Here is a 12441-nt window from a genome sequence, read left to right as displayed (position 1 = left end):
CATGTATATTCGGGATTAGACATTATATTCCTTCTGCTCATTCTGATTCATCAAAACCGCTTTCCGTTATAATAATGTATAAGACCAATCTATATCGGAGGTTGCCATGGCCATAACAATGCAAACAGATACCATCATCATTCTTTTGGCAAGCCTACTGTTAGTGGGTGTTGTTGCAACAAAATTCTCCAGCCGTCTCGGGCTCCCTGCCTTAGTATTTTTTATAGCGGCCGGCATGGTTCTTAGTAGATTCATTTATTTTGACAATGCTTTCCTTACTCAAGTCGTGGGTACATTTGCCCTCATTATCATTCTCTTCGAAGGCGGTATGCAGACGAAATACGTCACGATTCGCCCCATCATTCCAGCTGCACTATCGCTCGCTACAGTAGGTGTTGTACTCACTACGGTTATTATCGGAGTTAGTGCTATGTATATTTTAGATGTCCCCTTATCTCATGGCCTTCTCTTCGGTGCTATTGTAGGTTCTACGGATGCGGCGGCGGTGTTCTCTGTACTTGGGGGTAAAAATATTAAGGAACGGCTAACCTCCACGCTAGAAGCAGAGTCTGGCAGTAATGACCCCATGGCCGTCTTTCTCACCGTTACATTAATTGAATGGATTCAGTTCCCTGAGAGCCATCATATTTTCACACTCATTCTGTCTTTTATTATGGAAATGGGACTCGGATTAGCTTTAGGCCTCGCTTTTGGTTGGGTAGCCGTACAGATTATTAATCGTATGAATTTCGATTCCTCTGGTCTATATCCCGTAATGGCTGTAGCTTTTGCTATATTAACCTATGGGGTTACCTCGGCATTGCACGGAAGTGGGTTGCTTGCTGTATACGTCATGGCACTGAAATTAGGCAATACCGATTTAACTTATCGTCAGTCCATTCTACAGTTCAATAAAGGCTTCGGATGGATTATGCAGATTACGATGTTCACTTTGCTCGGGTTGCTTGTCTTCCCAGCAGATCTACCAGCAATTATGGTTCGTGGTATGATTTTATCTATAATTCTCATGTTCATCGCTAGGCCAGTAGCTGTATTTATTAGTACGTTATTTGTCTCCTTCAGTCTAAAGGAAAAGGTATTATTATCTTGGGCAGGACTACGAGGTGCAGTACCTATCGTGCTCGCTACCTATCCATTAATGAGCAAGATGCCCGATGGGCAACTGTTCTTCAATGTCGTATTCTTCGTCATTCTAACCTCGGCCTTAATTCAAGGTGCTACCATTTCTCCTCTGGCTATCAAGCTGGGCCTTGCAGATAACTCCAACAGTCAGCCCCATTCCCTACTTGAGCTCGTGTCTCTTGGTAAGACGAAATCGGAGATTAATCACATTCATGTGCATGCAGGAATGATTGCATCGGGGCAACAGATTCAGCATCTTGCCTTACCAACGGATGTACTCGTTACCGCAGTCATTCGCGGCGAGGAAATTGTAACTCCTCATGGAGATACACAGATCTGTGAAGGAGATACGCTGTATATTCTTGGACCCAAGTCAGAACGAGAAAATATCAAGCAAGTCTTTCGATATACAGAAGTTCCATTTGCTCCTTCTGTTCCTGAGCCCGAACTCATTCCAGGAGAACCTGATCTAACTAAAGAGAAATCCTTACCCTCCTCCAAATAAACGTGAATACATCATAAAAGGCTATCTCGATTCTAGATGACTCTAGAAATGAGATAGCCTTTTATTCATTCCAATCTATACCTAAATTTAACGCTGATTTCTTCGTTTGGCTCTGAGGTTCAACCAATAGACCCAACCTCCAAGTGCAGCAATACCAACCACAAGTGCAACAAAGAACGCAACCGTGTACATAGTATCTTCATTCATTGCTAGGACCCTCCCTTATCTGCTAGTTCCAAATCGTTGCTGTACTTATTACATAAACCATCTCGCTTAGTTCTAACCTGTTTCCAATCATTTCATAATTTTATTTGCAAATTTCATACAGTTCTGTTATGATATATACTTAAGTTGTAAAACCCCATAGTAGTTCCTCAGAAGATGATAACTCTCCTTAGCAAGTACCACTTTGTAATTCCTATTTGAACCAACCCTAAGAGTAAGAATTCAACGGAGTTTTCTGATTCACACTGGCGCGGTCATTGGAGCCGCAAGGACAAGAGAGAGGTAGGGCTTTTGTTGTTTTAGAACAGTTACAGTTATGATCTGGAAGGAACTGACGTTCATCTTTATGTGGACATGAAGAGACGGCTGCACATAGTATACTATTACAACTTTAATATATTGCATGAAACACAAGCGAGCGCCACAGGATTTCCTGTAGGCGCTCGCGTCTATTTAGACCTTTTTTGGATGCCTCTTTATAGATGCCTCCTATTTTACGCTAAGATTATCCCAATTTCGTTGAAAGTCCGTATACATCTCAGCTTTTGTACTTTTTCCACCAATGTAAGATTGAATGCTTGAAGCAAATTCGGGAGACATCCCGTTCGGGAAACGGAACCAATTCCAAGTCAGGACTTGACCTGCATCCGTATATTTCAATACCTCCATGCCTAAAGGTCCCAACTCGTCCTTAGTCGGCTTAATCGTATCCAATGCTGGAATGAATTTGAATTCCTTAGTAATATATTGTTTTCCTTCCTTTGAGCTTACCAACCAGTTCAGAAAATCTTTCGCTTCTTGTTTTACAGGAGAGTTCTTGTATACAACCCAGTTATTAGGTACGCCTACAAAAAGCTTGTCGCTGCCAGCCTCATCGGTAATCGGCATAGGTAGAATACCCAAATTAAGCTTGGGATTAATCCCATCCAGTTGGCCTTGTGTCCAGTTCCCTTGCTGCATCATCGCGGCTTTTCCCGTAGCTAATAGAGTCACCTGTGTGTTGTAATCTGTTGTTAACGGATTTGCATTGCCATATTTCAAGGTTAAGTCTAATAGATCGGACCACTTCTCTACCACTTCATTGCCTGCGAAAGTCTGCGTGTGTTGCGTGAGACCCTTAATAAAGGCAGATGGATTCTTCTGATAAGCAAAAGCTAGATTAATATTGTGATTCCCGAGTACAAAGGCTTCTTGGTATCCGTTTGCAAATGGAATAATGCCAGCAGCCTTCAGCTTCTTACATGCTTCTTCCAGCTGGGATAAGGTAACTGGACGCTCCTTAATGCCTGCTTTCTCAAATAAATCTTTATTGTATATAAATCCATAGCCCTCTAGATTCATCGGCTGTCCATAAAGGTGCCCATTTAGAGTCATCGGTTCTTTGGCAACTTGCTTAACATCCTTCACCCAAGGTTCACTCGTAAGATCTTCTAGATAATCTTGCCACATCTCAAGTTCACGATATCCTCCGATATTGAAAATATCCGGTTCTTTGCCCGATGAGAATTTGGCACGAAGTGACGCTCCGTAGTTACTTCCACCACCCACGGTTTGGATATCCAGCTTGACCCCCGGATGTTCTTTCTCATAGACGACTTTTAGACGATTGAAAGCCTCTGCCATCTCCACTTTGAATTGAAAAATATGAATGGTCTTGATTGACGAAGTATCGTCGTCTCCTTGACCGCTACAGCCTGCTAGAAGCAACATTATACTAATTGCTAGGGTAGAACCCTTTAGCCATAATCTCATGCTTATTTCCTCCTTTTTGAGCACTTGGATCTGTTCTTTGCTTTATCCCTTTACCGAACCTTGGGCAATTCCTTCAATAATGTATTTTTGCATAGCCAAGAAGAAGATAACCACCGGAGCAATGCCCAGAACTAATGCTGGAAGCGCCAAGTCCCACTGCTTCGTAAACTGTCCAAAAAAGGCATACGTCGCAATCGGAATGGTTCGGTTATTGGGACTCTGGAGAATAAGAGATGGCATCAGATAATCATTCCAAATCCACAGCGTATTAAGAATAATGACCGTTACAATAATGGGCTGCATCAAGGGGAGAATAAGCCGGAAAAAGATGCCGAATGTTCCGCTTCCATCCACTCGCCCTGCCTCTTCTATACTAAAGGGAACGGTCTTTACGAATCCGTGTAACAGAAATACCGTAATGGGAGCACCAAATCCGAGATAACAGAGAATAAGTCCTGTACGAGTATCCATAACTCCGAGTGTACTTACTACTTTTACTAGCGGAATCATCAACGATTGAAAGGGAATAACCATGGCCGCCACAAAAGTTCCATACAGGACCCGGTTGAACCAAGTGTCTCTACGTACCATGCGATAGGCTGCCATAGCGCATAAGAGAGCTAATAAGAGATTGCTCATTACCGTAATAAGCAATGAATTCCCAAACGAGGTTAGAAAGTGGGTTTTCTGCCAAGCTTGCGCATAGTTATGCCAGACGAACGCCTCTGGCCAGCCCGCTGCATTCGTCAAAATATCCCCAAAGCCTTTGACAGAATTTACGAGCAAGAAGTAGAAGGGAACGAGAAACAGTAACCCGACCAAAAGTAAAATCATTTCGATCATCAAGTAACTTGAACGAGTCTTTTTCACTGTATTCATCATGCTTCAACCTCCCTACTCTTGGTAGCTCTTACTTGGAGAATAGAAATGAGTGCAACCACGAGGAAGAAGATGATTGCTTTCGCAGAACCCATCCCAAAGCGGCTGATATTAAAGGCTTCATTATAAATATTTAGCGCTACGGATTCTGTAGCTTTGAAGGGGCCACCCTTAGTAAGAGAAAGATTGAGGTCAAATAATTTGAAGGACCAAGAAATGGCCAGGAACAGACATACCGTAATTCCCGGCATGACCATGGGCACGATTACTCTACGGAGGACTTGGCCACGTGAAGCTCCATCGACTTGAGCTGCCTCAATGAGTGATTTAGGAATTGCATTCAGGGAGGAAATGTAAATAACCATGAGATAACCGGAATTTTGCCATACAAATACAATGACAATTGCCCAGAATGAGGTCGATGCAGTTCCGAGCCACGGTAATCCAAAGAAGGGGCCGCCAATAGATGAAAACCCTTTCACAAATATGAACTGCCAAATGAATCCAAGCAACAATCCGCCAATGACATGGGGCATGAAGAATACGGTCCGCATGAAGTTGCGAGTTCTTAAAGGTCTAGTTAATAGATAGGCGAGAATAAATCCCACAATATTCGTAAGGATTACGCCTAACAACGTAAACTTAGCTGTGAACCAAAATGAATGGATGAAGTCGGGGTCCTTCGTAAAAATATGGATATAATTTCGCAGTCCTATCCCTTCAGCATGTCTGGAAATTCCATTCCAACTTGTGAACGAGTAGTATAGCCCCAGCAAGAAGGGTATAGCTACGATCAGGAAAAAAAAGATCGCTGCAGGCCCTACAAATATGAATCCTGTCAATCGATTCAATACTCTTTTCTGATGCATCAGACTCACCTCTCCAATCTGTCTTCGTGTCTCCTTATTACCTTATTTACCCATAAATGAATCTCATTATGACTCTCATAATCTATCATTTATTCTATCAAACCGTACTTTTCTACTTATTTCCGAGGAAATAAGACAAGGATTATCAACACAAAGAAGCCTGACTAATGTCAGACTTCATGGGTTTTTTATAATAATATAGGGCTATATTCAAAGTACTTATATGCGGTTTTTACGTGCCATTCGTGTGGCTTCTAAAGTAGCATCGGGTGCCTGAACCGGTTCAGAATCAAGATCGGGATTCGTAAGGGTAATACCTTCCTTAGTCTGTCCATCTGTAGAAGGATTCACTTTTTCATTGTAAAAAGGCATGGTCCCGGTATCTGTCGCACTGATATGAGGGCGAATATTATCATTTGTTCTTGCAGGATCTTCGAGATCTAGGTCTGGTGTAGTAGTATTCCCCAATTCATGATAGTGACGAGCATTCATGGTCTTATGTCCACGGAATACATCGTAGATTCGCTGTTCCTCTTCTTCCGTAGAAGCCGACACCAACACTAAAATTCTGCCATCATCTACAAAAGTATCATATTCTTTAGCCTCATCTTCTGGAATACCAAGTCCAACAAGTCCTCCTACGAGACCCCCAGCTCCAGCTCCAGCAACCATACCCGTAAGTGTGGCGACAATCGGTCCCGCAGCGACGATCGGACCAATACCTGGAATAAATAGAGCACCAATTCCAGCAAGTAGACCGGCTGTCCCTCCGACTACCCCTCCAGTCGCTAGTCCCGCAACAATGCCTTCAGGTGATTTCGTTCCTGTTTCATTTGTAATCTCTTGAACGTCTTGTTTATTTTTAGCTACTACGGAAATATCCTCGGTATTAAAGCCATGTCCTTTTAGGGCTTCGATAGCTACAGAAGCCTCTTGTTCATTACTGAATACGCCTACAATTTTCTTAGCCATGTGAAATCCCTCCAGTTAACTAGTTGGTTAATATGTTCTAAGAACTATATAGTTGTATTAACCAACTACCGATGGAGTAAATCCCTGGCTTGTCGATATATGGATTAAGAAGTAGGGGTCTGTGAAGCAATCGGTACAAAGTCTGCCGCATGAAGACGCTGAATGGCTGTGAGTGTACCGTCTGCGTGCATTCCCCAAATGGTGATGATTACATCATCCGTATTGGTAATTTTGAATTGAAACTCAAATCGGTCCCCAAAGTAGGTAACTAGACTACGCTGCGTATATCCATTTGCACCCACTTGAATAGGTTCAAAGGCAAACGGAATTTTGGGATTATCGGGTACGAGAAAAAAGCCCCACATTTCTATACCCGCAGCTGTTGTTATATCATCGTTTAAAATATCAATCACCATGTTATAAGGTTCGCCTTGAGCACAATGAATCACCCCTGTAGAAAGAACCTTACTGATTGTAGGATCAGGCACAGGGAATGGGTTGGCAGTCAAAAATGGAATATGCTCCGACACATTATCCGGGTCTACAATAGCATCTCCGCTACCTGAAGGGGCAGGTCCACTAGCACTTCCCCACCAGTTATTCGTTGCATCGAGGCGGCTATTGGGTCCTGTAGGATTATAAGCGCCAGCTTCCACATACATTCCAGCAAGCGCATTGCCCGCAATACTGTTGCCCACGATTTTAAGATTGAGGTTAAGTGCAGCGTTAAAACTACGAGTCACTTGAATCGCATAACCCATTCCATTCTCGAACCGATTTCCTTCCAAGACGGTATTATTTGTTGCTCCACCCAAATAGACGGAAGTACCGCTCGAATTGTTGAATCGGTTTGAGGCTACTTTGACATTGTTCGTATTAGTTAAAGCAATAGAATTGTCATTTAGGAACTCGTTATTTAAAATCGTAATATTATTTTGGACGGTAGGTGCACCAAAGTTAACCGTAGCTGAGGCATGCATCCCAGAGAAACGATTGGAGTCTATTAATACATTGGATATGCCAAGAATCGAGAAAATTCCGTTCCCAGCAGCATTGTTAATGTTGTTGGAATAGAACATATTCTGGCGAACCTGCACGGTCTTCTGTCCGTTAGAATTCAAGTAGATGCCATAGGCATTGTTCTGAACAATTGTATTTATGATCCAGTATCCTGAATGAGTAGCATTGCTGTAAATACCCGCCCCCGCTGTATTATCCTGCACCGTGATGCCATCAATAATAACATCATCAGCCGTGATTTGAATCGCTCCTTGATTCGCACTTTGCGAAATTACGGTCTCTGCGATAAGCGAGCCTGAACGCTCTCTGGCATCTATACCGCTTTGCGCGCCAAGTAACTGAATTCTTTTGTTAATGATGACAGTCTCATGATAAATACCTGCGGCTACTTTGACTGTATCTAAGTCACTTGCTGCGGCAATCGCCGCCGTTATCGTGGCATAATCTTGTGGAACTCGGTACACATTAGCCATTTAAAATCATCTCCTTCACAGCTACTCTATGTTCCATAGCTCGCAGAAGACTGTGCGAAATTCTCACTCTAGCGATAAATTAGTAGATTTGGGCTGATTCCGGCGGCTTATGCCTTTTTTTGTGCAATGGTGTCAGGTTCCACATGCACATGAACATTCATAATATTATGTTTTTTGACCATCTGCTGTTCGATCTCATCACTGATCTGGTGACTCTCCACTAGAGAAAGCTTCCCATCGACCACCACAATTAAATCAACAATGACTCGGCTCCCATAGACGCGTGCTTTAATGTCTCTAATCTGCTTGACGCCCCTAGTCTTGCGTACCGTATCTTGAAGCCCCCGCAACCGAGACTGATCGAACCCATCTGTTAATGCATGCGTAGCTTCTCTAAAAATCTGCCATGCCGTTCGACAGATGACACAGCCCACAGCTAGGGCTGCAACCGGATCCAGCCAAGGCATGCCGAACTGAGCCCCAAAGATACCTATGGCCGCCCCGATGCTTACTAAAGCATCCGAGCGATTATCTGCTGCCGCAGCCATAAGAGCCATACTCTTCACTCTCTTCGCTAAGCGTAGATTGAATATGTACACCATACCCATGGCCCCTGCACAGCCTACTGCAATCCAAGCCGTTGCTATATCAGGCGTAGATTCTCGGCCCTGAAACAGTGACTGCACTGTCTGCAACAAGACTTGAAGCCCTACTGCTGCCATAATAAAAGATGCGATGAGCGATGCCACCGTCTCCGCTCGGAAATGACCATATGGATGATCGTCATCCGGGGGCTTCTGAGAGATTCTTAGACCAATAAGTATGGCGATCGAAGCGATAATGTCCGTGGTATTGTTAATCCCATCTGCTAATAGGGCGGCTGAATGGAGAAAATAGCCAAAGCCTAACTTGACTGCCGATAGCAAGATATAGACGCCAATACTTAGCCATGCTCCTTTTTCTCCTTCTTTCATGTCCTTGTATGGGTCCATATACACTTCATCCCTTTCAGTCGCTATACCTAGCTTATATTTTCATCGTAGCAGGTGCAGTTTTGGTGGGTCTAGAGAAACAGTGTTGGTACGCGGGCACATTAATAGCTGAATCAAAGGATGTGTCGCACTGTCAACATCGCTAAGCTTTGCTAACAATGACGCAGCAAAAAGGAGCAGCCTCAGGCTGCCCCTCATTATCTTGTGTTCTACCCTACATCTTTTCCTGAACAGAACGAAGCTTTTGCTGCGAAGAAGAGGGTTGATCTCTACGGTCATCAATCTTTATTGAGGTGGATACACGTGCAGCACCAGCTCCAAAAGGGGATTCATGCAGGGCTTGAATAGCTGCAAACACAAGGGCAAGCGGACCTTCAATTATAGTACTCATCGAGGTAAGCTCGTATTGTATTCCCTCTTGTTGCTGTAATACACGCTGCATATCAGCTACATACGAACTCAAGCTAGTGGAACCTGTTCCTACAGGGATAATCGTTACTTCTGCAATAGCCATGTGTATCGACACCTTTCCTCATGGATTTCTATCTTTTATTATCGTACCAAAACCTCGTTCAAAACCAAAATTTCAAATGTTTTTCCAATGAAAAACATTTGAAATTTTCAAGCTTTATGCGTTAATGTTTCAAAGAATTTATTTTGAGATTGTTGTATTTTCTGCAAAACCAGACAGGGTAAGGGCCGACGGATTTTATGATACTATGAAGTAGCGCTTTCATTTAGTTTTCACATTTTTGTCTCTACCCAAACACTATATATTGTGTTAAATTGATAAAACCCAAACAAAATATAGTGTAATTCCACAAGTTTGCGTCTCTACATTTTGGGGGAGAATTGTTAGATTCCAAAGCCATTTGGTCTCTTCTTTTAAGGTGGAAGACTGTCACACACCCCTATAGTCGAGTAAAACGATTGCAGAACCCCGTAATATTGTTTTCCTTACTTTACACATCTGGATGTACTCTATTTCATGACCCATACCATTAGATGGGCCGAGGGATTATCGTCCCTTATGCCTGCTTACATGCATCCTATTTCGCATGTAGGAAGACAAATATCGGCAATAAAGTCTTTAATTCTTTCTTTATCGACGACCTTATTTCGAGTATAATTATATCTTGCGGTTCTTTTTGCGATCTTGATCATGAGGACACCAATCTGTCTTTTCATGATTCATCATATTATTATTTTATATTAAGAAAGTAGGGATTTTCTCTTATGCCGTCATTCGTTAACAAACCCAATAACCGCCAACTGGCCTTTGATAGCAGCCGCCTCGGCATCTATGCAGACCGAGTACTTGAAGGGCTACATACGCTGGACAAGGACCAACTGCTTCGCGGTGTGAATTCCAAGCTCCGCCGTGACGAAGTGACTGGAGAAGAAATCAGCACAGCGTTCACAATGTCCTCCTTGGAGCTTGTCACCAAAGAACAACCCGACTGGAAATTTGCTGCTGCTCGATCCCTGCTGACAACCTTATATAAGAAAGCGGCTACGAATCGCCGTTACAAAGCTTACCCCGAAGAGCCTTACGGATCGTTCTACCACCTCATTGTCGATCTGAGTAAAGCTGGCATATATAGAGAAGAACTGCTGGAAATGTACACCAAAGAGCAAATTGAAGAGTTAGCAGAAATGATTGATCCTACTCGTGATTTGTTATTTGATTATATTGGCCTCCTCACGTTGGCAGAACGTTATCTTGCTAACGATTTTGATGGCCGTGTCATGGAATTACCGCAAGAGCGTTACATGGTTATTGCCATGTTCTTGATGCACCGTGAACCCGCAGACAAGCGCATGGAACTCGTAAAAGAAGCGTACTGGGCTATGAGCAACATTTACATGACCGCAGCAACCCCAACTATGTCCAATGCGGGTAAAAAGGTAGCTGGCCAACTGTCCAGTTGCTTCATTGATACCGTGGACGACTCGCTCGAAGGAATCTTCGACTCCAATACCGATGTAGCTCGTCTAAGCAAAATGGGCGGTGGCATTGGCGTGTATCTCGGTAAAGTCCGGGCCCGTGGTTCAGATATTCGTGGTCATAAGAATACAAGTTCTGGCGTCATCCCTTGGATTCGTCAGTTGAATAATACAGCGGTAAGCGTGGACCAGTTGGGAACACGTAAAGGCGCGATTGCGGTATATCTGGATGTCTTCCATAAAGACATTCTCGCTTTCCTAGATCTGAAGCTGAACAACGGGGATGAGCGGATGCGTGCGCATGATGTGTTCCACGGCGTATGTCTACCCGATCTGTTCATGGAAGCTGTGGATACCCGTGGTGAGTGGAATTTATTCTGCCCCCACGAAATCAAGAAAACAATGAATTGGAAAAATGCGGACGGTCGTCCTCTAGGACTTGAAGATTTCTACGATGAAGGTTTTGGTCAAGGCACATTCCGGGAGAAATATGAGGAAGCTGTCGCACATCCTACCTTGTCTAGAATTACGGTGCAAGCGATTGATATTATGAAGCGGATTATGAAATCCCAACTAGAAACAGGTACACCGTACATGTTCTACCGAGATACTGTGAACCGTTCTAACCCGAACCGTGTTCATGGTATGGTCTATTCCTCTAATTTGTGCACAGAAATAATGCAGAACCAATCTGCAACAGTAGTAGAGACGGAAGAATTGGTAACTAAAGATGGCGAGACTCGTATCGTGATCTCCAAGGTTCCCGGAGACTTCGTTGTTTGTAACTTGAATTCCATTCACCTTGCACGGGCCGTACCTGCAGGAATATTGGATCGTCTCGTTCCCATCCAAGTACGTATGCTAGATAACGTCATTGACATCAATAATATTGAAGTCCTACAGGCTCAATATACCAATAGTAAGTACCGCGGTATTGGACTCGGCACGTTTGGACTCCACCACTTGCTGGCGCTAGAAGGCATTCGCTGGGAGTCTGATGAAGCAGTAGCTTATAATGATGCGCTATATGAAAAGATTAATTACCTTCTGGTCCGTTCAAGTATGGAATTGTCCAAAGAAAAAGGTCGTTATGCGAAGTTCGAAGGTTCTGACTGGGATACGGGGCATTACTTCACTCAACGTGGATATACCGATGGTTCTCTCCCTGGCCAATTCGTGACTACAGAACAGTGGCAACAACTTCAACAGGAAGTTCATGAGCATGGTGTACGCAACGCTTGGATGTTCGCCATTGCACCGAATGGTTCTACTTCCATTATTGCCGGATCTACCGCAAGTATTGATCCACTTTATGAATTGCTTTCGTATGAAGAAAAAACAACCTATAAGATTGCCAATCCTGCACCAGACCTATCCGAGAAGACCATCTGGTACTATAAAACGGCTTTCCTAATTGATCAGAACTGGTCTATCAAAATGGCTTCTGCACGTCAGCGCCATGTCGATCAGGCCCAAAGCTTTAATCTCTATGTGCGTCCGGATATTAAAGCGACAGAATTCCTTGAACTTCATCTTCATGCTTGGAAAGCTGGACTGAAATCAACGTATTATGTACGCAGCCGCGCGCTGACCATTGAGGAATGCGATTCTTGCGCATCCTAATTAGGTAAGGACCCTCCCAAACCCTCCCTAAAAGGGAGGGC

The 12441-nt window shown here is 43.6% G+C and carries 9 protein-coding genes; 2 read left to right on the top strand and 7 right to left on the bottom strand.

Features of this window, described 5'->3' with window-relative positions:
• Positions 1–106: 106 nt before the first annotated feature.
• A complete protein-coding gene (locus tag J2Z69_RS13085; protein ID WP_209863281.1) occupies positions 107–1648 on the top strand; it encodes a potassium/proton antiporter in 1542 nt (513 codons plus the stop codon).
• 714 nt (positions 1649–2362) lie between these two features.
• Here J2Z69_RS13085 and J2Z69_RS13080 read toward each other — a convergent pair.
• The 7 genes from J2Z69_RS13080 to J2Z69_RS13050 form a co-directional block, all read right to left on the bottom strand.
• Positions 2363–3625: an ABC transporter substrate-binding protein gene (locus J2Z69_RS13080; protein WP_209863278.1), complete on the bottom strand. Its 1263-nt coding sequence runs from the start codon at positions 3623–3625 to the stop codon at positions 2363–2365.
• Positions 3626–3667: 42 nt separating this feature from the next.
• On the bottom strand, positions 3668–4504 hold the full coding sequence (locus J2Z69_RS13075) for a carbohydrate ABC transporter permease (RefSeq protein ID WP_209863594.1): 837 nt from the start codon (positions 4502–4504) through the stop codon (positions 3668–3670).
• Positions 4504–5373 carry a carbohydrate ABC transporter permease gene (locus J2Z69_RS13070; RefSeq protein WP_209863275.1) on the bottom strand — a complete coding sequence of 290 codons (870 nt, stop codon included), beginning with the start codon at positions 5371–5373 and terminating at the stop codon, positions 4504–4506. Before J2Z69_RS13070 ends, J2Z69_RS13075 begins: the two co-directional genes overlap by 1 nt.
• Before the next feature lie 219 nt (positions 5374–5592).
• Positions 5593–6345, bottom strand: coding sequence for a general stress protein (locus J2Z69_RS13065; protein ID WP_209863272.1), 753 nt, complete (start codon positions 6343–6345; stop codon positions 5593–5595).
• Between the two features lie 104 nt (positions 6346–6449).
• Entirely contained in the window at positions 6450–7838 is a 1389-nt protein-coding gene (locus J2Z69_RS13060) for a right-handed parallel beta-helix repeat-containing protein (RefSeq protein ID WP_209863270.1), read from the bottom strand.
• A 107-nt stretch (positions 7839–7945) separates the two neighbouring features.
• Positions 7946–8830, bottom strand: coding sequence for a cation diffusion facilitator family transporter (locus J2Z69_RS13055; RefSeq protein WP_209863267.1), 885 nt, complete (start codon positions 8828–8830; stop codon positions 7946–7948).
• A 214-nt stretch (positions 8831–9044) separates the two neighbouring features.
• The gene (locus J2Z69_RS13050; protein WP_209863264.1) at positions 9045–9344 is read right to left on the bottom strand and encodes an MTH1187 family thiamine-binding protein; all 300 of its coding nucleotides are present in this window, start codon (positions 9342–9344) and stop codon (positions 9045–9047) included.
• A 722-nt stretch (positions 9345–10066) separates the two neighbouring features.
• Between J2Z69_RS13050 and J2Z69_RS13045 the strand changes: the two genes are divergently transcribed.
• Positions 10067–12400: a ribonucleoside-diphosphate reductase subunit alpha gene (locus J2Z69_RS13045; protein WP_209863261.1), complete on the top strand. Its 2334-nt coding sequence runs from the start codon at positions 10067–10069 to the stop codon at positions 12398–12400.
• The last annotated feature ends 41 nt before the right edge of the window (positions 12401–12441 follow it).

The organism is Paenibacillus shirakamiensis (genome assembly GCF_017874255.1).
Classification (GTDB): domain Bacteria; phylum Bacillota; class Bacilli; order Paenibacillales; family Paenibacillaceae; genus Fontibacillus; species Fontibacillus shirakamiensis.
The sequence above is the reverse complement of the archived record's forward strand: the minus strand, read 5'-3'. Positions and strand labels throughout refer to the sequence as shown.